Consider the following 21,965-nt stretch of genomic DNA (forward strand, 5'->3'; position numbering starts at 1 on the left):
ATGAAAATCCATTTCGAAAGTCTCGAATTCCAAGACACTGCCACAAGTGCCACTGTATCTTTATTTGAAGGGATGGAAAAAAATCCCAGCGGATTTTCTTTTTCTCTTTCTGGTGAAAAAGGGTCTCTTTTTCAAACCGAACTTGGATTTGGAAATGCCCTGCTTTTAGAAGAATCAGTTTTGTATGAAAACTTGCGAAAGGTGCAAGACAAGTTTTCTCTTGAAGCCACTACAAAAGAAGAATTTGAACGAAATGGACTTCGATTTACCATCGAGATGGAAACAGGAACTGGAAAGACATATGTATATTTAAATACAATTTTATCTCTTCATAAACTCTATGGTTGGTCGAAGTTTATCATTATTGTTCCTTCCATCGCCATTAAAGAAGGAGTTCTAAAAACCTTAGAAATGACGGCAGACCATTTCCGAGCTAAGTATGGGATTCCTCTTGTCAAAGGAAGCACTTATTCGCTTTACCAAGGTTCTGCGCCAAGTGCCCTCCGTAACTTTGCTACGACAAACCAATTGCAAATTCTTGTGATGAATATCCAAGCCTTCAATAAGGATAATGCAGTAATTCGAAAAGAAATGGATGAGCTGAATGGACAAAGACCTATTGATTTCATTCGTTCATCAAAACCCATCCTCATCATTGACGAACCCCAATCTGTAGACAATACCGAAACCGCACAGAATGCCATTGCAGAATTAAATCCACTTTTCCAATTAAGGTATTCGGCTACACCACGCATTAGATACAACCCTATCTTTCGCTTGGGTCCCGTTGAGGCCTTCCAAAGAAAACTCGTCAAACGGATCCAAATTCGATCTTTAGAAGTTACAGGAACAGAAAACGCACCTTATATCAAACTGGAATCTACAGAAGGTAAACCAGGTGTTGGGTTTACCGCAACTGTCACGGTAAACGTCCAATCTAAGGGAAAAATTTCAAAAAAGAAAATCAAACTCAAACAAAAAGATGACTTAAGTCTGAAAACAGAAAATTCGCATTATAATGGTTATATTGCTGATACGATTAGCATCGAACCTGGAAACGAATTTTTACGATTCACAAACGGCACCGTAATTCTTTTGGGCAAAGAAATTGGTTCCATAGCCCCCGTCATTCAAGACGAAAGAATCAAAGAAACAATCAAAGCACATTTGGAAAAAGAAATGCAACTTTTGCGAATGGGAATTCAGGCCAAGGTTTTGACTCTCTTTTTTCTTGATCGAGTTTCCAATTACAGAGAATATAATCCTGATGGAACCACAAGTCTTGGTAAATTTGGAAAGGTATTTGAGGCAGCCTATTCAGAGTTGATTCAAAAACCAGAGTTTATCGATTTAAATGCTCCTCCCGTCGAGCTTGTACATAATGGATATTTTTCGGGCGATAAAAAGAAAAAAGGAAATTCAGAAATCGTCGAATGGAAAGATACCAAAGGCGATGGCGCCAAAGATGATGATACCTATAATCTCATCATGAAAGACAAAGAAAGGTTACTCGATTCTAACGAACCACTTCGTTTTATCTTTTCTCACTCAGCGCTCAGAGAAGGTTGGGATAATCCAAATGTGTTTCAAATCTGTACCTTATTAGAAACACGCTCCGAATTTACCAAACGACAACAGATTGGTCGAGGGATGCGGCTCCCAGTGGACTTTCAAGGCAATCGAATTCAAAACGAAACTATAAACCAACTTACAGTCGTAGTAAACGAAAGTTATACGGAATTTGTAAGAGGATTACAAACAGAATACAGGGAAGAATCCGGTATCGAATTTGGGAAAGTAAATTCCCATCAATTTATGAATCTTGTTGCCAGCTTCAGCTCTAATACTCCTAGTCCCCAAGAAAAAAGAAAAAAAGCAGACGAACTTTTTGAAGTCTTAAAAAAATTACGTTATCTTAACGCAGATGGTGCATTTACAAATCTAATGGAAAATGCCTTTCTAAACCCATCAGAGTTTATTTTGGAAGGTGATTTTGCTGGCCGTGAAGACATCATTCTGGAATGGCTCAGAGGACTAAATATCCAAACCTTCGTTCAAATCAAAAGAAAGCCAAACCTAATCAAAAAAAATGACCACTTATGGAATCATCCAGAATTTTGGAAACTTTGGGATATCATCAAACAAAAAACCATATATAGATTTCAGTTTGATTCCAATTCTATTATTACCGAATCGGTGAAAAGGATCCGAGAGATCCAATGTGAATCCATGAGAGTAGTTACTTCTATTGCACAAGGAACCATTGCTTATGGTGGTGTCTCCGCTGCAGAAATTCGTAATAGAGAATCAAGAGAAGTAACAAGTCCATTCCCCCTCCCTGACCCTCTTGAATACTTACAAAAAGAAACGGACTTAACTAGAGATACTTTAAAAAAAATCTTAAAAGAATCCGGCTCTCTTAGTGAATTTGTAAAAAATCCGCAGAACTACCTCGAAAGATCCGCTCAGCACATCAGAGAAGTCATACGAGAAATTGGTATTAAAAATGGACTAGAATATGTTCCTCTACCCAATACCTACTGGGAGCAAAAGAATACATCTGATCCAATTTTTAAAGAATTTAAAGAGGTAATATCTGATACGATAGAAACCAATAAACATGGATTATATGATAAAATGGAAACTGATAGTGATACTGAAAAGAGATTTGCTAGAGAACAAGAAGATTCAAGCAAAGTTGAGGTATTTACTAAACTCCCGCGAAAGTTTATTGTTCCGACACCAGTCGGAGAATATAACCCAGATTGGGCAATTGTTGTAAAAGAAGAAACTGGCGGCACTGAAAAGTTTCTTTATTATATTAAAGAAACCAAAGGATACAAAAACTTTAGTGATATTCGAACTGAGGAAGAAAAACAAAAAATCGAATCTGCAAAAAAACATTTTCAATGCATAATTGACACTTATGAAGCCCGTATGTTAGCTCAAGGAATTCCGCTAGAAAAAATTCCAAAATTAGAGTATAATGTAGTGATTGGCACAGGAAAACAGGATAATCCTTTTATTAATTTAAATGAATAAGAATATCTTAATCATTGGCAAATTAAAATTAGTATATCTAAACCCTACTCTAATTCCTCAAAAGGAATGTCCAAAACTTCAAACCCGGAGCATTCTAAAAAATCATAATGCCACCATTCTGTTTTGTTCACACGAAATCCATATTGACTAAGCACTTGAATCAACATGGTTCGGTTTTTTAAAATCTCTGGATCAGAAACAGGAGCTTCGGACCAGGCTTCTTTGCGAAAGGAATCATATTCCGTTGGCATCGGAAGTTCCCGTTTTGTTTTTGTATCCACCAATGTTAAGTCAATCGCACAACCTTTGTTATGCCTTGATCCGTTTTTTGGGGAAGCCACATACCTTGTATCTCCGACAATTTCAAAAAATTTGACTGTTGCTCTGTATGGCCTGTAAGCATCAAAGATTTTAATCGAGTACCCAAGTTGCATAAATTCGAGGTTGGCTTTGCGGAGAGCTTCTGCTACTGGTTTTCTGGCATAAGCTTTGGCTTCCTTATAGATAACTTGTTTTGTGAAGTTATTCGGAGTCGCATAACGTATATCCAAAAGAATTTCAGGAATGTTTTTCTCTAAGTTGATCAGTTCTTTATTTGGATTTTTTTCTATGGAAAGTTCGTATGCCTTACGATCCAAAACATTGAGTTTATTTTCTGTGGATTGGGATAGCAAAGATAAAAAAGGAAATCCCAAACAAATTACGATCAAAATTAGTTTCATAAGTTTCATATCTTAGAAAACAATTCTGAAGATTTGATAGTATTTGAACTTGGGGAAGTATATTTTAGAAGTTGATCATCTTCCAATCTAAGAGTAAGTTCTTTCATAGCTTTTCATTTTGCAGAATATTTCTGCTATCTTCAAGATTTTTTTATAGGACTTTAAGGATCCAGTCACTTGCACCCCGGACAGAAGGAGCGCCCTCGTCGACTGATGGCCGGAGATGGTGCCCAAAGAATCATGAAAGTTTTGTAGATTATGGTATTAAAACAAAAAACCCCACAGAAGTGGGGCTATTAAAAGAATTTCTAAATGAAATTTCTAAACTTCTATTTTGCGTCTGGGTTTGGAGAATTTCTTCTAACGAAATTGTTCAATCTTTCAATATAGGAGAATGCTGCGGGGACCACAACCAGAGTGAGTAGTGTCGAGGAGATCACACCACCGATGAGCGCCCAACCCATACTCGTTCTTTGTTTTGAAGCTTCATTTAAACCGATAGCAATCGGTAAAAATCCAGCAACTAACGCGAATGAGGTCATTAGAATCGGACGAAGTCTTTCTCTTCCCGCTTCAATGATCGCTTCTTTCATTTCAGTTCCTTGTTGGATCAACTGGTTTGTAAAGTCCACAAGTAGAATTGAGTTTTTGGTAGCGACACCGATGAGCATAATGAGTGCAATCATGGAAAAGAGGTTCATTGACTCGTTGGCAAGGAAAAGTGCAATGAAGGCACCACATAACGCCAATGGTAACACCAACATGATGGCAATGGGAGTGATAAAACTTTCATAAAGAGATGCAAGTACGATATAGATGAATAGGATTCCAAGCCCCATTGCAATCGCCATCGACGAACCTAACTCTTTGAAGTTTTCCGCTTGTCCCAGGTAATTGATTCTGACCGATGCAGGAAGAGGAAGTTCTGTTTCCGTGATTTTTGTTATCTCTTCAATGGCACCACCCATACCTGGACCGTCCGGAGCCATATCCGCATAAATTTCTAAGGATTGGTTTCTGTTCAATCGGTTGATGGTTGCAAGTCCCGTAGTTTCTTCGGAAGAAGCAACGTTTTTGATTGGGATCATGATGTTGTTAAAGTTCGGAACATAAGATTGGTAGAAACTTTCTTTTAAGTTTCTTTGGCCTTCTTTGAGTCGAACTCTAATATCATATTCTACACCATTTTGTCTGTAAACAGCAGGTGTTGTTCCTTCAATTAAAGTTCTAAGTTCCATACCAATAGCAGAACCGGAAACACCTAACATTACTTCTCTGGCACGATCAGGAATCACACGAAATTCAGGAGAACCTGCTCTGTAACTTGTATCTACGTCGAGTAATGCTTTGGACTTTCTTAATCTTTCTAGAAGTTTTAAACCGTATTCTTGTACTTCCTCACCTTTTTGTCCACTGACAACAAGTACGAAAGGTCTTTGTCCTCCGCCGACATTATCAATATCTTTTACGATTGGAGTCGCATAAGGGTGAGTCGTTGCAAGTTCCTTTCTTAAAATATCTTTGAACTGACTTGTATTTACCTTTCTTTGTTTTGAAGGAACCATTTCCACAAACATCGAAGTGGTTCTGTTCGTATTGAACATCGCTACTTGTTTTGTTTCTTTGTGTGCAGAAATGTTTTCATACACTTCCTTTGCAACTGTCGCCATCTTATCAACAGATGTGCCTGGCGGCATATCCAAAGTTACTTGGAACTTACCTTGATCCTGCGCTGGTAAGAAGGTTTTTGTAACATACTTAGTGAGATAGATACTAAATACAAATAAAAATATCGCGCCAGAAATAATCAAAATTGGAAAACGTAGAGTAAATTTTAAAATTTTTGCATAAAGATTTTCTAATCTTGTTTGGAATCTGTTGAATGCAGCCAAAACTTTTTCCAATCCAAAATTCAATACATTCAGAAGGATACGAACCGGTTTGAAAATCAGAGACAATACTTGGGCAACTTTTCCTGGTGCGGCAGGACCAGAAACGTAAGCAAGTTGTTCTTCTTGTGCTTTTTTCTTTGATTTAGAAGTAGTTGGCTCCGCAGAAGAATGTCCTCCGCCGTGACCACCACCATGACCTGCAACGGCTCCACCAAAATAAGCAGATAACATCGGTGCGATGGTAAGGGCGTCATAGAGTGAAATGAGTAAGGCAAAACAAATGGTAAGACCGAATTCTCGTAAGAACTGTCCGACAACCCCACTAATAAAGGCAATTGGCATAAACACTGCGATGACAGCCATTGTCGTAGCGATAACAGCAAGTGTTACTTCTTTGGTTCCATCAATGGATGCCTGTCTTGCTGTTTTTCCCATCTCTCTATGGCGGAAAATATTTTCCCGAACCACAATCGCATCATCAATCAGAAGTCCAACTGCCAAACTTAAAGCAAGTAGAGTCATTACGTTGACCGTAAAACCAGCAATCGCCATCAAGATAAAAGCTCCGAGTAGCGAGTTTGGTAGTGCAAGCCCTGTGATCAGTGTAGAACGAACACTTCCGAGGAATAATAATACTACGATGATAGTAAGAGCAATCCCAATGAAGATAGTTTCATTTACATCATAAATATTGTCTTCGATAGCAGTTGAGTTGTCGTTTGCGATAGCAAGAAAAAGAGAACCATTACGTCTTGCTAAATCCTTATTGATATCAGCAGCTCTCTTTTTAATCGCCTTGGCAACGGCAACAGTGTTGGCTCCTGATTGTTTATACACAAGAAGAAAGACCGCTTTTTTTCCGTTAAAGTAAGCACGGGAAGCTTCATCTTCCATCGTATCTTTTACTTCTCCCAACTGGCCAATTTTGACAGGCACTTCGTTCCCAAAAAGAGAAAGTGGAGTATCGCGAATTTCATCAGGGGATTTGAATTCGTTGATGGTTCTATAAACTAATTCGTTGTCCGAGCGACTTACTTTTCCCGCTGGAATATTCGTTCCGCCAGAAGCCAAACGATTGGAAACCATAGAAGCCGAAATCATATGGGATTTTAATTTATCCCGATCCAACTCTACATGGATTTCTCTTTTGCGTCCACCGTAGATAGTGATGTTTCCCACATCTTGCGTAGTGAGAAGAATCTGTTTGATTTCTTCGTTTGCAATATCGTAAATTTGTGCTTCAGGAAGATCAGCTCTCAATGCTAAGATGATAATGGGTTGATCGGCAGGGTCGATCCTTCTGATGATCGGTTCTTTTGCATCATCTGGCAACTTTGGTTTTACGGCAGAAATTTTATCGCGGACTTGTTGTTCTGCATATTTCACATCGGTTTCCATTGTGAATTCAACAACGACAGTTCCCAAACTTTCGTTACAGATTGACTTGATTCTTTTCACCCCGGAGATCGTTGACAATTCGTCTTCGACCGGTTTCGCAATCAGTGTTTCGATTTCGTTTGGTGCTGCACCAGGATAAGGAACAGTGACTGTTACCACTGGAATTGTAATATTGGGGAATAAGTCGACTCCCAATTTGTTTAAGGACAGATAACCTGTAATCAAAATCAAAACGATTGTACAGGTAATAAAAATAGGTCGTTTTATCGAAAGCTCAGCAAAGCTCATCTTATTCTCCAGGGGTTAAAATAAATAATTTTCCCAGCCCTCGGCAAGGCAAACAAAAATCAACGCTGACCAGATGGTCAACTTTAAACATCTAACAGGCTGGTTCTTTTATGAGACTGATTGAATTGCCTCAATGGTAGATAAATTTAGGGGAAGTTCTTGGGTTTCTTTCGGAAAAATCTTTATTTTGACATAAGTCGAAGAGTGAACTTAGGTTGATTGGGAACTTTCATTAAATGAGTTTCTAAATTGTATCGGAGAGAGATTAGTTTTTATTTTAAAGAGTCTGCTAAAATATTGTGGGTATTCAAAACCCAATTGAATGGCGATTTCATTTACAGATAGGGATGTCGTAGATAATTTTTCTTTTGCCCGCTCTATGATCCAGCTATGAATGTGTTGTTGCGTATTTTGACCTGTAATCGTTTTCAACATATCGCTTAAATAATTGGGCGAAACATTTAATCGGAAGGAAAGATATTTTACAGTGGGAAGTCCTAGTTGTTGAATCTTGTTTGTATCAAAGTATTCATTCAGTAAACTTTCCAATCGGATAAGAAGATCATCGTTACTGTGTTTGCGAGTAATAAATTGTCTATTATAAAACCTGTTAGAATAATTAAGTAATAATTCAATATGGGAAATCATTACATCTTGGCTAAACTTATCTATAGGAGATAAATATTCATGTTGGATGTTTTTCATAATAGAATCGATTACGGCCTCTTCCTTTTCTGATAAATGAAGGGCTTCATGAACATCGCAAGAAAGAAAACCATAACTTTTTATACGTTTTGCTAAATCATAGTTCCTGATAAAATCTGCGTGAAAGATAAGAAACCAACCAGATAATTCAGAAAAATCTGTAGTTTCATCAGAGGAAAATACTTGTTTGGGGGAACTCAGTGCCATCATACCTTCACTGAAATCGTAGTTTTGTCTTCCATAACGAATTGTTCCTTTTATGTTTTTTTTGATCGAGATCATATAAAAATCATAAACAAATTTATTTCCGAGTAGGAAGGAGTCTACTTTGCTACCAGCTAATTCGGTTATACTGACTAGAGGATGTTGTGGTTTGGGATCAAGCCTATGCAGATAATAAAGATCAATATAGTCGGTGCCTAAGTTTTTGAGGGACCGTTCGATTGCTTTTTTGATATACTCTGGCCTACCATTGATTTGCCAAGTGAGTTGGTCATTTTCATCGATCTCATAACCGAACTTAGTTGCTATGATATATGAATTTCGATTCCCTTTGATCGCTTTAGCTACCAATCTTTCAATTTCTAAAGGACCGTAATTATTCATCCCGCCAATTTTGTCATTCCCATACAACCGAGTCCTTCGATGGGAACGGTAAGGCCTTGGTTTCCTAAATTGATTTTTCTTATCGTTGTCATAGATAAAGTATCATCGCAAACGAATGGAGATACAATAGAAATTCAAATTCAAGCAGTATACGAATTCAGTATAATTGTATACAAAATGGGTTGGAGGGGTTTAGAAAAGTTTAGAGTGATGTAGAATCATTTATCAAAAGATTCTATATTCCATTAGAGATTTTAAAGATCCGAACTTGATTCTTTAGATTCTAACAATGGTTCATACATCATCCAAGCCGTATTTTCAGTTACCAACTCATCTTTCAAAATTTCTTTTGTATCTTTTGAAATCTTTTTTCTCCGTATCACGTTTCTTCTTGTATATCCACCCCAAGGTTCTGCATGAAAACCATGATAAGATTCATACACTTGGTAAAAAAAAGGAAATTCTAAGTCGGAAAGCCATTCTCCTTTTAACAAGTCATCCTCAATCCATAGATGCAAAACAAAGGGTTGATTGGTTGTATTTTTAATTTGTAGATCAATATAGTTATAAGACAAAGTGGCCCCTGATCCAAAGGGAAGAGTTCTTTCTGAATCGGGAAAAATATCAAAACTATGACGCCATCTCTCTTTGACTTCTAGTGGACTGTGCAAAGTCATCCAATAGATTAGGTTGGCCATTTGGCAAAGTCCACCGCCCGTTCGTTCGATAAAACTTCCGTTGCGTAATTGCATTCCAGGCAAATACCCTTTTTTTTTGGTTGGTTTGCCCACCAAATACCAAAACGAAAATACTTGGTTGGGTGCCAGGAGAATGCCATCTAACTTTGAAATGGCGATATTTAGATTTACCCTTTTATTTTCTTGGAGATACATAGGTACATTTTTTAGTTTGCGGTAAATGGGCGACGAATGCTTAAAAATAGAAACAGGAAAACGTTCCTGCATTTCCTGAATTGAGATTTTTGTCGTAGCAAAAAACTTTCGTTCCAAAAACCAAATTAAGTAACGTTTCCACTGGAAATAAATCTTTCCAAAAAACAAACGTAAGGTCCCGCGATGCACTTTCTCATTCATCCCAAGGATCGGTATTTTTCTGAATCTAAAGACCATTGGAATGTTTTCTCTTAATAAAATTTGGACGTTCTTTGTAAGGATTTTTCCAAGACTTGGCAATGGATACAAGTTTCGAATTTCTATTTTCCAACCATGACCGGTAACGTTTCCAGTCCTTTTCTAAAACCAGTTGGTATTCACCCAAAGGTTGGATGAAGGAAAAAAATGGGATTTTGTTTTCATCTTTACTCGAGAGTAAATTCTCATATCGGATTCCATATACGGCTCGATAAATTTCTGTACCTTGGGGTAATTCAGAAATGGCTTTTGTATCTGGCTCGAAAGAAAGACAATCTTTCCGAAACTGAAAATGATAGTATTCACAAAAACCGTGGTGCGCGATAAGCAAACCATTGTTTGGTACTGAAGCCATTGATTCTCCCGGAATCCACATTTGTTCATAAGAATATCGAAATGAATTTGGATTAGTAAAAATAGTAAAAATCCAAAGTCCAGTACTGACCGTCCAAACCAAAATCTGAAATCCATTCCACTGACTAAAAATTTGAGTGAGAAGAATCAAACTCAAAAGAATTCGGTATTGTATATCAGCAAAGTGGAAAATAGGAAGTATAAGTAAAAACCCAAAAAAGGCCAATGCCCTTCGCATTTTTTTAAATTTGGATTCTGATTTTCCAAATACCAAAAAAAACCAATCCCAAAGAATTCCAAAACCAGCTAACGCAAATGCTGCGGACAAAGGAAATATTTCTTTACCACTATAAAACCTTCCACTTGGATCTTCTGGGAAAAAAAAGAGGAGGAGGCAAACCAAACAAAAAAACACTGGATAGAATTTTTCTGGAATCTGGTACAGAACAAGAACACCCAAACCAAGAAGAGCCACCATAGGGTGAAACCAAAAAGCAAATATAAAAAACATCCCAGAGGCAATCCATCGCAGTCGGAATCGAAACAATGTAAAAGCAAAAGATGGAGATGATGTTGGTGATGGTGTTTTTGAGAATAATGATGATATTGTTGGGATGGGAAAAGAGAATCCAAAACTAAGAATCAAAAAACCCAATGCCCAACTTTGTTTGGGATATAAAAAACTTAAAACAAATACCAAAATACTGGGAATGAAATTGATTTTTGGGTTTGAGATTTCAATTACAGAAAAAACCAAATGCCTAGCAAAAAAGAGAGAAGTGACAAGCCAAACAGAAGTTAGTATCTGGAAAAATAATAGAGTTTCATCGCTAACCCCAAATATCTGAAACAAAAAAGCGACAATATGGAATACAGGTGAATTGTCTGGTGAATGCAATTTCCCCGATTCTAAAAGGGAAATTGCTTGGACACCATACCAATAAATATCCTTGCCGAACAAAGGAATTTAGTCTGTGATTTGGACTTTTTTGCCAATCATCTGCAATCCTCTTGCCGACTTTTTAACTGTGAGTGTATCACCAAAAATAACTGTCGATTTTTCTTCTGTGGTTTCTGCATAAGGACTATTGGAATCTAAACTTTGTGTGACAACTTTATGGTCCCTTCCAAAAATTTTAATTTTAGCTTCCGTAGGTGAAGCATCAAGTAAAACCCAATTGCCATCTAATACTCGTTTTTCGGACACATCATCTTTCCAGATCACAAAAGAACCATTAGAACGAAATACATAATCCAAACGACCTTCCGATACATCCCCAAAAACTGCTTTATTTACAAATCCAGAAAGGATGGTATTTTTTGTTTTCGAAAGAACTGACTTTTTAAACTCATCAGCATTTTTATCAACGACAGTGAATCGTTTTCCTTTTTCACCAAGTAAGATGATTTCTGCGACGACAGTGTCTTTCCAAGTTTTTCCTGGTCGAACTTTTTGGATGGTGAATGTAAATTTTTTCCCTGATATTGTTTTTGGGAAAAAAATCCTTTGCCCACCTTGTTTGTCAGCAATTTTGATCGGAAAAGAGTCTGATTCATTAGATACCGTTAACTCTGTCACCGACCCATTTTTATAAAACAAAGCATCTAATCTTTGATAACCGTTAAATATTTCCAATCCTGATAAATCAATGTTGTCTTCTAATTCAATTTGAAAAGATTCACCTTCTCCATTTTCTTTTGCACCTTCTACCCAAGCAAAATCGATACTACCATCAAACAAACTATAGGCGGGATAATTTGGAAGTGTACTGCTAGCAGTCACTTGACCCGTAATCGGTTCAGGATACAATACATCTAATTTTTTTCCATTTTGGAAAAAGGAAACAGTTTTGATACCATTTCCAGAGTCTGGTAATAAGTAAATGACATGAACTCCGCTTGATCTTATTTTTTTGGGAGTTTCTTTAGTGCAGTCAAAATTAGTCGCATAACTGCCGTCCTTATAAAAGGCAACATATCCTTTTTTTTCTTGGCATTCGATAGAAATTTCAGTAAAAAAAGCGCGGCCGTCTGTTTTTCCAGGTTGGTTCCATTTGGCACCATTGGAGAAAAAAATCGTGATTCCATCGAGGCTGGATTCTGGTTTCCAATGTTTGCCAGAGATGAATACATTGATAGGGCTTGTGCCATCAGCAGAAGAAGCTGCTTGGATTCTTTCTATGACAATGGAATTTTCAATCGGACTATTTTTACAAAATAGAACAAGAAAAACCAAAAGTGTTAGGATTATTTTTTTCAAAGGTTGTACCTCGACAGATACAAAGAATCCAAAACGCTTTCGGCTTAGACAAGTAAAAAATTGACCTGATCTTAGATCATTCCGCCAAATACTTTTTTTATTTCTTCACTTCGCATAGCACCTGAAATGCGATGAATCTCTTTTCCATTTTTGAACAAAATCATTGTAGGGATTCCTGTGATACCATATCTGCCTGCAATGTCTTGTTTTTCATCCGTATTGATTTTGATCACCGAAACTTTCCCCTTCCAGTCTTTTGCCAATTTTTCCAATTCTGGAGCCACCATTTGACAAGGACCACACCAAGGAGCCCAAAAATCCACAAGGATCGGTTTGTCATGTGTTTGTACCAACTCTTCAAAACTTTTAGGTAAATTTTCCGACATAAATTTCACTCCTATGGTTTAGACACATATACCCTGCCAGGTATATGGAAATTGTCGAAATTTTTTACCTAACCCTTACTATTTTTAGGATTGAATCGAACTAATTTGTACTTCAATTTTGTATCCTTATAAAAATACTAAATATAAAGAATCAGTAGACAGACTCTGAAGAAACATTGATCTTAAAACGCAGATTCAATGAAAGTTGTCTTACCCAAACACATAGGTTCTGAAGAAATCCGTCAGTTTTTTATGACTCACGGCAAAACCATCAAACTAAAGAAAAAAGAATATTTTGCTAAAAAGGGAATTCCTTTATTTAGCGTTGGTTTGGTTGTCAGTGGTGGATTCAAACTCATTTATAAACATGGAAAAAAGGAATGGATCAAATCCTTTATCTTCGAAGATGGACTTTTGGGAAGTTTACCAAGTGTCTTGGAAAACCAACCCATTCCCTATTCCATCATTGCAATAGAACCAAGTGAAGTGATTGTATTAACAAAAAACGAATTCAAATCTAAAATGGAAAAAGAAAACGGATATGAAAATTTTCTCATCCAATTCCTTTCGAAATTGTATTTAAAAAAGGAAGAACGTGTTGCTGATTTTTTACTCTTTGAACCGGAAAAAAGATACAAAAAATTCATTCAGGAATATTCTCATGTTTTGGATCGAATTTCCCAAATAGACCAAGCTGCCTATTTGGGTATTACAAACGTAGCACTCAGCCGGATCAAAAAGAGAATTTTTTTAAAGAATCCTTAAGTGCATCAAAATACAGTTTGGTGAACTCTTCTCCCGAGAAGGGGTTTTGTGAAGTGACTAAGTTTCTATCTCTTGTGGCATATCCACTTGCCGGAAATATAGAAGATTCATATATCATTCCGCGTTCTTTTAATAAATCCGAAATTTTTCTAACTTTAGGTTTTCCTTTCATCACAAATGTTTCGATAAACCATTCTTCTATTTTTGTAACAGAGTTTACATGATAACCCTGGAACAAAAATCCTTCTCCCTTAGAACCAGAAGGAAGTGTGAGTAACAAAGCCGGTGCATGGCAAACGAGACCAATGGTTTTTTTCTGTTCTTGAAATCTTGAAAGTAAAATGGGAAGATTTCTATCATACAACAAGTCAGTCATCAAACCTTGTCCTCCAGGAATGAGTAACCCGATATAACTTTGATTATTTTTAATAGCCAATTCGAGTGTCATTGGGTTTTGGAAAGAAGAGAGTGAAGTTAAAAAACGAATGGCTTCTTCTTTTTCTTCTGTAGAGTTCCAATATTTATCTTTTAAACTTTCTGGATCAAGTGTAACCTTTTTGCCATTTGGTGTGGCAAACTCCAAGTCAAAACCGGATTGGTTCAAATGAATGGAAGGATGGGCGAGTTCGTTTAGAAACACTCCTGTAGGGTGTTTTTGATTTTCATCTAACAAAAGTGTACTAGCAGCACTCATGACAATTAAAACTTTTGGTTTTGGTTCTGACTTTGCAAAAAGAGAAAATTGAAATACTACCATAGAAATAATCAATATGATTGGCATTCGGATCATTTCAAAAAACGTAAAACGACAGGGTTCGATTCGTTTTAAAATCTGGTAATAGGAAAGTAAAAAATAGTTTTGGTTTGGATTCGGATTCTGCATGGTCATGACTCTCAAAAGTTAGATTTGATGAGTCCTCTACCTAAATGATAAGGACTCTTCTAATAGAGGTCAAAAATCATTAACTTATTTTTAACTTAAGTTAAAAACTTACAAAATAAGATTTCGTAAACAATCAGATGATACGATGTTTCGAATCTAGGAAGGAATCAACTTTTGTATCTAAAACAGATCGATGGTTTCAAAACCTTGTAACAACTTAACTTCTATTTTTTCTTTTTCTGTTCTTTTTAAAATCGATTTCATATTGGCATCAAAATCATCTCCCAACTGAAGATTGGGTTCCAGTGGTTCCGAGAGTGGTTTGAAAAAATTATCCCAATGTACGGGAATCAATAGTTTGGGTTTTAGTGTCTGAACATTTTGTTTGTAAAACTCATCTTGGAATAAAACCGGTTGCAAAGAAAGTTGAGCAATTCCTAAAAATAAAACATCTGCTTGTAACTTGTCCAAGACTCCTTCTATAAAGTTTGTACTACTTTTGATGAAAATTTTATTTTTCCCATGTTGGATGAAAAAATCAAAAGTTCCACCTTCAATAAAGTCCAATGCTTTTACCGGTTGGACGAGAGGAGTTTCAATGTTTGGATGGTTTGGATCTGTTGCATTTGTTTTTCCAAAAATACGGAAAGGTGGAGTGTGTTTGGATTCCAATACGGTAACGGTAAACTTTCCGATGGCGATTGGTTTTCCTGTTACAAACTTTTGCATTTGATCAGTCGGTAACCCAGCTCCAGTTCCTACATTAAGAGTAGAGGAAGAACCATACAATTTTGCTTTTGTTAGTTTTGCCACAAGCGGTGCATCCATGACGTGATCATAATGAGAATGACAGACAAAAATGGCACCAAGCCGATTGATCTTTGCTCTTTCGATGACTGACAAAACGGTCTTAGGATCAGATTCAATTTTGGAAAAAGCAGTTTTCCATAAGGATGGTCTAGAAAAAAATCCATCGGTTAAAATTTGAGTTTCACCATCATCTAACAGAATTGAAGAAGTTCCTAAAAACGTAGCACGGAGTTTTCCTTTTGGAATGGGATTCGTTTTACTGTCATGAGGAAAGTAAGAATCATAATGATTTAGATTTCCTGAAGGACGAAAGGCACAATGAGAAGAAAAAAGAATGAGTGATACAAAAAATGGAAATCCAAAAAATCTTTGGGGATGAAATGAATTGGTTCGGTCTAGCATAACCACCAAAATGAAAAACTAAAAAATCGTTATGGCAAACCATTTCTAGTTTTGAAGTCGATTGGATCGCAAGCGAGAGGGATTTGGAGGACTTGGTCTCTGGTGGGCACAAAGTGCACATCCAGAGACGGGAGCGAACGCGGACTCCGGAAAAACCCGGGCCCACTGGGCCTCGCCCAAAAAAGAACAAATGAAAATGAAGGGTTCTTGGTTCGATAAAATTTGGATTTGGTTTTACTGGTTTCGCTGGATTTGTTTGCGATAGAGATCGGAACTTAGTCTAAAATTCAATATGAAATCGATCAACCCAGAATTACCAATCGTTGTTACAGGAGGATCGGGATACATCGCATCTTGGATCGTCAAATATTTGTTAGAAGATGGAAAACAAGTAAGAGCAACAGTTCGAAGTTTAAAAGACACTTCGAAAATTGAACATCTACTAGAGTTAAAAGAAAAGTTTAAAGACAAACTAAGTTTGTTTGAAGCAGATCTTATGGTCGATGGAAGTTTTGACAAATCGATTGAAGGTGTCGAACTTGTAATCCATACTGCCTCCCCATTCTTTGTTGCAGGTGTCAAAGATGCACAAAAACAATTGATTGATCCTGCTTTACAAGGAACAAAAAATGTTCTGGAATCTTGCAATCGTATTTCATCTGTTAAACGAGTTGTTCTAACATCCAGTGTTGCTTCCATTCTTGGCGACAATATTGATTCGTTACAAGTTCCGAACCAAACCTTTACTGAAGAACATTGGAATACGACAAGTAACCTCACTCACCAACCATATGCTTATTCTAAAACTTTGGCCGAAAAAGAAGCATGGGAAATTCAAAAAAAACAAACACGTTGGGATTTAGTTGTGATCAATCCATCTTTTGTAATGGGACCTTCTCTTTCTAAACGTTTGGATGGAACCAGTGTTGAGTTTATGAAAAATATGTTGAAAGGTGTTTTTCGCACAGGTGTTCCCGATACAAAAATGGGATTTGTCGATGTGAGAGATGTTGCAAAGGCACATATTTTAGCAGGTTTTACTCCTAGTGCAAAAGGAAGGCATATCACTTCAGCAGAAGTAATGCCGATGTTAGGTGTTGCTAAAATCATCAAAGAAAACTTTGGAAACAAATATTCTCTTCCTACGGGAAATCTTCCGAAGGCTCTTGTTTATGTGATTGGTCCTTTTTTTGGATTATCTTGGGGTTATACAAAAAATAATATTGGCCAACCGTTAAACTTAAATAATGAGTATAGCAAAAAGGATTTAGGAATCACCTATCGCCCGTTAAAAGAAACTTTTATCGACCACGTAAATCAAATGGAAAGTTCAGGATTGTTATGAGTTTTTTTCGTGATTTGTTTGTATGAAGTAGGGATTGGTGAAACTACGAAGTTTTCTTAAGATTTTTTGGCGAGATTGAATTCCCAAGAGACAAGAGTTTGAATTTATGGTAGGAGTTGGGCCGTGAATGAACTCCCACAAGCCCGCCTCCACCACCCATTCAGGGTGGGGGCCGAGACCGAGTGCACGAGACATAATATGCAATCTTTGCTACCCAATCCGTTCCAACAAATTGATTACTTACAATTTGGTACGCCCAAACAACAGGAACTTGCCAAGGATTTAGAAGATTGGAAAATTCTAAAATCCTTACATGGTTTCAAACCTACTTTGGCCGGAACCATCCCGTTGGATATTGATACCGATTCCAGTGACGTGGATATCTTAGTAAAATTCAATATCCCTGCTCATTTACAAAAGATTTGTTATGCTAAGTTTCGAAATTTACCAAATTATAGTTTTTCTGAAAAAACAATTGCACTTCGAGTCACTTTGATTTGTCGATTTGAAACAAAGAAGTTCCGTTATGAAATTTTTGGACAATCGGTGGAACCAACGGAACAATATGCTTGGATTCATATGATGGTGGAAAATCGATTTTTAACTTTGGCAGATCCAACATTCCGAGAAGAAATACGTAGTTTAAAAAAACAAGGAATCAAAACAGAACCAGCGTTTTGTAAAGTATTGGATTTAAAAGGTGATCCTTATAAAACACTAGTACAATGGAATCAAAAATCGGACGAACAGTTTCGAGACTTACTTTTACAACGTGGATATCACATCATACCAAATTGACGAAAGGTTAAATTGATCCTTGGTCGTTTGACCTTCATCGCTTTGGGAAGAGAATGTAACCAATGTCTTTGGATGACATCTTTCATTAACAACAAACTTCCATGTTCTAACTGCAACTCCACCTGCTCTCCATTTTTTTTATGTTTAAAACGAAAGATCCGTTCGGCTCCCAGACTGACAGAAGCTATCGTAGAATTAGGACGTAACGAAGTTTCATCATCACTATGCCAAGCCATTCCTTCGCTCCCATCATGGTATAAATTTAAAAGACAAGAATTGAATTTTTCAAAAGATGCCAATTCCACTTTGGCTTTTAATTCGATGAGTTCCGGCGACCAAGGTAAGGCAGTTTTTGTGGTTCCTGAATAACGGTAGGAAAAACCTTTTTCCGCATACCAAGCCACATTCCGTTTGGTAGTAATGTGTTTTCCATAGAGGATTGCCTCGTCCGGTTTCCATGCAATCCCCTCCATAAGAGAAAGATAAACCTGATCGGATTCTTCCGTGGGGAGAAAATGTGGGATATAGAGTAAAACCCCGTCATAAGGTAAAAGATTTTCCGATTCAGATTTGTGAAACAAGTGCATGGATTTCGAAATGGATCGCCTGAAAAAAGTAAGTCACTGTAATTTTTCACCCAGTGACCAAAGAAATCCAATGAAAATCGACACCGACTGTCGAAACAGTCTAAAATTTTAGTTGGTTTCCCTCCGAGACCAAAGAATCTATACACGTATGACCCCAACTCGCACGATCCAATCTTTCATCGACGCAAAAAAGGAAAACCATTCGCCTTCGGAAGAAGTCTGGAACTCACTCAAAAGTTATAGGAAGTGGAATGAACCAGAACTCATTGGTCTAAGAAATGCCTCTGGATATTATCCAGATATTTATTTTGAAGAAGGAATGGATGAAACCATTTCCAAACTTCTGGCAAAATTTAAAGAGAGAGTTGTTCCGCATAAATTTTAATGAATCCCATTACCCCAAAAGTTTTATACCAAGAAGCAAATCCTTACGGTTCTTTTACTGCCTTTTTAGAAGATGATGGAAGAACCATTTACCTTTACTTACAATCACATAACAACCCTGAGTGGCCCATGAAAACACTTTGGGTGCGTAACTTAATTGATGCACCTGAGGCTCGTGTGGATGAAGATTTTGATGCGGGTCTTGCACCAGTTTTGACCAAATCAGAAATTACAGATCCAAACGCACAAAGTTCACTCACAGAGGACCAAATCCATTTCATTTGGTCAGAAGAAGGTGATGGTGTTGCTTTGTTTGTGGAAGAAGAACTACAAGCCTATCTTCCTTCTTGGTCAGGGATCAAAGGGATTCATGGGTATGCGAAGTTTGCAAAAGAAGAAGCTCCTACTGCTTCTCCACTTGGTGATCCAGAAAATGGAGTGATTGCCGAACGAGTGAGGACCAATCGAAAATTTTGGGAATCTGTTGCTGAAAAAGATCATTGGAAGAAAGCACAAAAACTACGATTGGATTTTTTAGAATCAAAACTTGGAAAACATGAAAAGTATTGGTCTGCCGATGGAGGAAAGTATCCTTCACTTGGGATCGCTTCTTTTTTACCCAAAGAATTTCCTGGAATCAAAATCTTTTCCACGATTGGGATGAGTGTTCAAAACCAACCTTCTATCGAACTCTATCATAAAGAATACGAAAACTTTTCTCGTATCGAACTTGTTTTTGCCATCCAACTTTTAAAAGATTCAGAAGATAAATCAGAAACATGGATCCAACATGTTTTAGGTGAGATGGTAAAGTTTCCTTGGAATACAGGGATTTGGTTTGGTCATTCTCATACAATTCAAAATCCAAGAAAAGATCCAGACCAACTCTATCTAGACTTCAACTGGTTCGTTCTACGCAACGTCACAGACGAAATAGAACAAGGCTCTAAAGAATCTCTACCAAACCTACATGGACTCATCACTGAGAATGGAAAACGCGCTAATTTTCTCTTATTAACTCCCATTGCCACTGAAGAACGAATTTGTTTTATGAGAGAAGGTTCTGCAAAATTTTGGGAAACCTGGAAGAAAGAAGGTTATAGTTTCTTTCACGACAGCGAACGAAGGATGTTAGAATTCTAATTTTCTAGATCTTTATTGTAAAAAAATCCGATTCAAACTCTAAAATCTGTCCGTTACTCTAATTGATATGGCAGAGACGTATACAAAGTACTTCAATTTAGAGTTTGAACCCTTTTCTTTAGAACGAATCCTCGAAGAAAGACAAGATTCTTCCGGATTTTTCCTCTCTACCGTATTCCAAAAGCGGTTTTCAGAAGAAGTGAACCTCAAACGCCACGAAGACCAGAAACTTTGGATCCAAACAAAGAATTTGCGCTATGTTGTTTTAGATGGGATTCAGAAAATTTCGGATGAAAATGGACGATTGGAACCTACCAATATCCTCTACTTACTTGTATTTTTTGATTTTAATTCCATTACGGAGTATGGTTTCGAAGACGTTTGCAATGTGCTGATGAAACGTTATGATCTCCCTTCTCTTATCCTCAAAATGCCAGATACAGACCATTTAGAGATCTGGGGTAAGGATCATTCACGCAAAAGTTATAAAAATGTTGTGCATCCGAACATTGAATCATTGATGAAAGCTCTCTTTGATTCGATCAATAAGAAGGATCATTTTCAATTCATTGGTATGGAAAGAGCCAATTCGGATAAAAAATCGGGATTTTTGATGTCTAGAAGGGGTTTTACAAGGGCAATTGCCTAATTTTTCTTAAGAACTCACCTCTATAAATGAAAAAACCCGCAGGTCTTGCGGGTTCACACAATCTTACTTCGAGAGTTTCGAAGGAAGAATCGAATCTAAGTTATTTCTTAGATTTTTTCTTTGCAGCTTTTTTCTTAGCGGCTTTCTTTTTTGCGGCTTTCTTTTTAGCAACCATTGTGATCGTCCTTATCTTTTGATTTCAAATCACGGCTGTCCTTGGCAAACAGAGAGTGAATTGATACGACATAATTAAATCATATCATTTTAAATGTAAAGAAATTTTATTTTTTGCATGAATTTTTATTCAAAATAAAAAAACAGACTAATACACATTCTACGGAACTTTGATAACGATCTTACCAATTGTTTGTCCTGATTGAAATGTACGGAGTGCATCATGTATCGAATCAAAGGGAAACTCATGCCCAATGGTTTGTTTTGGTAGTGATAACATCATTAAATCGGAAAAATGTTTTCGAAGTTCATCAATTTCATTCCACAACCATATTAAATTGAATCCCATCACCGATTTATTGTCTGAAATCATGGATAATGGATCAATTTTTGGTCTTCTGAGGTAAGAATAGGCAATCGAAAACCAATTTCGGAATGAATGTGATGGTGTGAAGTTCGCACTACCATAGGTAATAAGCCTTCCCATTGGTGCTAAGAGATCATAACTGTCCTGAAAATAACGACCACCTAAACATTCTAAAACGATTTTTAATGGATAATCTGATAAAATTTTATGCATCTCTTGTTTAAAATTAGGAGACCTAATGAGAAAATAATCATAACCAACCTCTTTTAAGATCGAAAACTTAACAGAATCACCTACAAGACCGATGGTGATTGCTTTTTTTTTCTTCGCAATATGACCTGCCATGATCCCAACACCACCAGCTGCACTATGAATCAGAACATGATCACCTTCTTTCACTTGTCCTAATGGAACTAGTGCATAGTATGCAGTGAGTGCTTGTACAGCAAAGGCTGCACCATCTTGCATTGACCAATCTTTTGGAAGTGCAAAGACAGTTTTTTCAGAAATGTTAAGATGTGTTGTGTATGCACCAAAGCGAGTCACACCAAACACAGAGTCACCGACTTCAAAATTCTTCACTTTTTCGCCTATTTTCACGATTTTTCCAGCAAATTCCAAACCGGGGATGAAACTTCCTTTGGGTGTTGCTGAATACAAACCATAAATCGAAAATACATCAGCGAAGTTAAGACCAATGGCTTTTACTTCAATGGTGACTTCATCACCTTCCGGTGGTCTTAAAGGTTCATTTTTACGATGCAGGTTGTCGATGGATCCGGTTTTTTCGATGCGATAGACTTCTCTTAACATAATATCTTAAAAAAAATTCAATTCCATAACGATGAAACCAT

19 protein-coding genes are annotated in these 21,965 nt (G+C 37.0%); 8 read left to right on the plus strand and 11 right to left on the minus strand.

Features of this window, described 5'->3' with window-relative positions; genetic code table 11:
- Positions 1-3,042 (plus strand): restriction endonuclease, encoded by a 3,042-nt coding sequence (locus EHR01_RS13160; protein ID WP_135695225.1) that lies wholly within the window; start codon positions 1-3, stop codon positions 3,040-3,042.
- A gap of 44 nt (positions 3,043-3,086) precedes the next feature.
- On the opposite strand, the gene EHR01_RS13165 is transcribed toward EHR01_RS13160, so the two are convergent.
- From EHR01_RS13165 to trxA, 7 genes are all read right to left on the minus strand, one after another.
- Positions 3,087-3,764, minus strand: a complete 678-nt coding sequence (locus EHR01_RS13165) for a M15 family metallopeptidase (RefSeq protein WP_135695228.1) — start codon at positions 3,762-3,764, stop codon at positions 3,087-3,089.
- A 329-nt stretch (positions 3,765-4,093) separates the two neighbouring features.
- Positions 4,094-7,342, minus strand: coding sequence for an efflux RND transporter permease subunit (locus tag EHR01_RS13170; protein WP_135695229.1), 3,249 nt, complete (start codon positions 7,340-7,342; stop codon positions 4,094-4,096).
- Between the two features lie 210 nt (positions 7,343-7,552).
- Positions 7,553-8,653 (minus strand): aldo/keto reductase, encoded by a 1,101-nt coding sequence (locus EHR01_RS13175; RefSeq protein ID WP_208721779.1) that lies wholly within the window; start codon positions 8,651-8,653, stop codon positions 7,553-7,555.
- A gap of 254 nt (positions 8,654-8,907) precedes the next feature.
- Positions 8,908-9,783 (minus strand): VanW family protein, encoded by an 876-nt coding sequence (locus tag EHR01_RS13180; protein ID WP_135695231.1) that lies wholly within the window; start codon positions 9,781-9,783, stop codon positions 8,908-8,910.
- A complete protein-coding gene (locus EHR01_RS13185; RefSeq protein ID WP_135695233.1) occupies positions 9,773-11,119 on the minus strand; it encodes a hypothetical protein in 1,347 nt (448 codons plus the stop codon). The genes EHR01_RS13180 and EHR01_RS13185 overlap by 11 nt, the downstream gene beginning before the upstream one ends.
- Before the next feature lie 6 nt (positions 11,120-11,125).
- Complete coding sequence (locus EHR01_RS13190) at positions 11,126-12,418, minus strand: discoidin domain-containing protein (RefSeq protein WP_135695235.1); 1,293 nt, start codon at positions 12,416-12,418, stop codon at positions 11,126-11,128.
- 71 nt (positions 12,419-12,489) lie between these two features.
- On the minus strand, positions 12,490-12,804 hold the full coding sequence (trxA, locus tag EHR01_RS13195; RefSeq protein ID WP_135695237.1) for a thioredoxin: 315 nt from the start codon (positions 12,802-12,804) through the stop codon (positions 12,490-12,492).
- A 198-nt stretch (positions 12,805-13,002) separates the two neighbouring features.
- Between trxA and EHR01_RS13200 the strand changes: the two genes are divergently transcribed.
- Positions 13,003-13,569 (plus strand): Crp/Fnr family transcriptional regulator, encoded by a 567-nt coding sequence (locus tag EHR01_RS13200; RefSeq protein ID WP_135695239.1) that lies wholly within the window; start codon positions 13,003-13,005, stop codon positions 13,567-13,569.
- Here the strand turns inward: EHR01_RS13200 and EHR01_RS13205 are convergent.
- Both EHR01_RS13205 and EHR01_RS13210 read right to left on the minus strand, forming a co-directional pair.
- The gene (locus tag EHR01_RS13205) at positions 13,538-14,458 is read right to left on the minus strand and encodes a type 1 glutamine amidotransferase domain-containing protein (protein ID WP_244310114.1); all 921 of its coding nucleotides are present in this window, start codon (positions 14,456-14,458) and stop codon (positions 13,538-13,540) included. The genes EHR01_RS13200 and EHR01_RS13205 overlap by 32 nt on opposite strands.
- A gap of 174 nt (positions 14,459-14,632) precedes the next feature.
- Positions 14,633-15,664, minus strand: coding sequence for an MBL fold metallo-hydrolase (locus EHR01_RS13210; RefSeq protein WP_135695242.1), 1,032 nt, complete (start codon positions 15,662-15,664; stop codon positions 14,633-14,635).
- Positions 15,665-15,956: 292 nt separating this feature from the next.
- On the opposite strand from EHR01_RS13210, the gene EHR01_RS13215 reads away from it, so the two are divergent.
- Both EHR01_RS13215 and EHR01_RS13225 read left to right on the plus strand, forming a co-directional pair.
- The gene (locus EHR01_RS13215; RefSeq protein WP_135695244.1) at positions 15,957-17,009 is read left to right on the plus strand and encodes an SDR family oxidoreductase; all 1,053 of its coding nucleotides are present in this window, start codon (positions 15,957-15,959) and stop codon (positions 17,007-17,009) included.
- Positions 17,010-17,207: 198 nt separating this feature from the next.
- Complete coding sequence (locus tag EHR01_RS13225; protein ID WP_135695248.1) at positions 17,208-17,807, plus strand: DUF4269 domain-containing protein; 600 nt, start codon at positions 17,208-17,210, stop codon at positions 17,805-17,807.
- Here EHR01_RS13225 and EHR01_RS13230 read toward each other — a convergent pair.
- Positions 17,789-18,394, minus strand: coding sequence for an alpha-ketoglutarate-dependent dioxygenase AlkB family protein (locus EHR01_RS13230; protein ID WP_135695250.1), 606 nt, complete (start codon positions 18,392-18,394; stop codon positions 17,789-17,791). The genes EHR01_RS13225 and EHR01_RS13230 overlap by 19 nt on opposite strands.
- Before the next feature lie 148 nt (positions 18,395-18,542).
- Here EHR01_RS13230 and EHR01_RS13235 point away from each other — a divergent pair, with 148 nt between their 5' ends.
- The 4 genes from EHR01_RS13235 (at position 18,543) to EHR01_RS19225 (ending at position 20,767) form a co-directional block, all read left to right on the plus strand.
- Positions 18,543-18,779, plus strand: coding sequence for a hypothetical protein (locus EHR01_RS13235; protein WP_135634064.1), 237 nt, complete (start codon positions 18,543-18,545; stop codon positions 18,777-18,779).
- Positions 18,779-19,921, plus strand: a complete 1,143-nt coding sequence (locus EHR01_RS13240) for a suppressor of fused domain protein (RefSeq protein ID WP_135695252.1) — start codon at positions 18,779-18,781, stop codon at positions 19,919-19,921. Before EHR01_RS13235 ends, EHR01_RS13240 begins: the two co-directional genes overlap by 1 nt.
- Positions 19,922-19,988: 67 nt before the next feature.
- On the plus strand, positions 19,989-20,570 hold the full coding sequence (locus EHR01_RS13245) for a hypothetical protein (protein ID WP_100734930.1): 582 nt from the start codon (positions 19,989-19,991) through the stop codon (positions 20,568-20,570).
- A gap of 26 nt (positions 20,571-20,596) precedes the next feature.
- On the plus strand, positions 20,597-20,767 hold the full coding sequence (locus EHR01_RS19225) for a hypothetical protein (RefSeq protein WP_167482660.1): 171 nt from the start codon (positions 20,597-20,599) through the stop codon (positions 20,765-20,767).
- Positions 20,768-20,904: 137 nt separating this feature from the next.
- Here EHR01_RS19225 and EHR01_RS13250 read toward each other — a convergent pair whose 3' ends face one another.
- Positions 20,905-21,924, minus strand: a complete 1,020-nt coding sequence (locus EHR01_RS13250) for a synaptic vesicle VAT-1 family membrane protein (protein WP_135695255.1) — start codon at positions 21,922-21,924, stop codon at positions 20,905-20,907.
- Positions 21,925-21,965 lie beyond the last annotated feature (41 nt).

The organism is Leptospira mtsangambouensis (genome assembly GCF_004770475.1).
GTDB classification, from domain to species: domain Bacteria; phylum Spirochaetota; class Leptospiria; order Leptospirales; family Leptospiraceae; genus Leptospira_A; species Leptospira_A mtsangambouensis.

Bases quoted from the DNA above. Each gene is read 5' to 3' on its own strand.
- EHR01_RS13160 (WP_135695225.1), top strand. From the start codon at position 1: ATGAAAATCCATTTCGAAAGTCTCGAATTCCAAGACACTGCCACAAGT.
- EHR01_RS13165 (WP_135695228.1), bottom strand. From the start codon at position 3,764: ATGAAACTAATTTTGATCGTAATTTGTTTGGGATTTCCTTTTTTATCT.
- EHR01_RS13170 (WP_135695229.1), bottom strand. From the start codon at position 7,342: ATGAGCTTTGCTGAGCTTTCGATAAAACGACCTATTTTTATTACCTGT.
- EHR01_RS13175 (WP_208721779.1), bottom strand. From the start codon at position 8,653: ATGAATAATTACGGTCCTTTAGAAATTGAAAGATTGGTAGCTAAAGCG.
- EHR01_RS13180 (WP_135695231.1), bottom strand. From the start codon at position 9,783: ATGGTCTTTAGATTCAGAAAAATACCGATCCTTGGGATGAATGAGAAA.
- trxA (WP_135695237.1), bottom strand. From the start codon at position 12,804: ATGTCGGAAAATTTACCTAAAAGTTTTGAAGAGTTGGTACAAACACAT.
- EHR01_RS13200 (WP_135695239.1), top strand. From the start codon at position 13,003: ATGAAAGTTGTCTTACCCAAACACATAGGTTCTGAAGAAATCCGTCAG.
- EHR01_RS13205 (WP_244310114.1), bottom strand. From the start codon at position 14,458: ATGACCATGCAGAATCCGAATCCAAACCAAAACTATTTTTTACTTTCC.
- EHR01_RS13210 (WP_135695242.1), bottom strand. From the start codon at position 15,664: ATGCTAGACCGAACCAATTCATTTCATCCCCAAAGATTTTTTGGATTT.
- EHR01_RS13215 (WP_135695244.1), top strand. From the start codon at position 15,957: ATGAAATCGATCAACCCAGAATTACCAATCGTTGTTACAGGAGGATCG.
- EHR01_RS13225 (WP_135695248.1), top strand. From the start codon at position 17,208: ATGCAATCTTTGCTACCCAATCCGTTCCAACAAATTGATTACTTACAA.
- EHR01_RS13230 (WP_135695250.1), bottom strand. From the start codon at position 18,394: ATGCACTTGTTTCACAAATCTGAATCGGAAAATCTTTTACCTTATGAC.
- EHR01_RS13235 (WP_135634064.1), top strand. From the start codon at position 18,543: ATGACCCCAACTCGCACGATCCAATCTTTCATCGACGCAAAAAAGGAA.
- EHR01_RS13240 (WP_135695252.1), top strand. From the start codon at position 18,779: ATGAATCCCATTACCCCAAAAGTTTTATACCAAGAAGCAAATCCTTAC.
- EHR01_RS13245 (WP_100734930.1), top strand. From the start codon at position 19,989: ATGGCAGAGACGTATACAAAGTACTTCAATTTAGAGTTTGAACCCTTT.
- EHR01_RS19225 (WP_167482660.1), top strand. From the start codon at position 20,597: ATGAAAAAACCCGCAGGTCTTGCGGGTTCACACAATCTTACTTCGAGA.
- EHR01_RS13250 (WP_135695255.1), bottom strand. From the start codon at position 21,924: ATGTTAAGAGAAGTCTATCGCATCGAAAAAACCGGATCCATCGACAAC.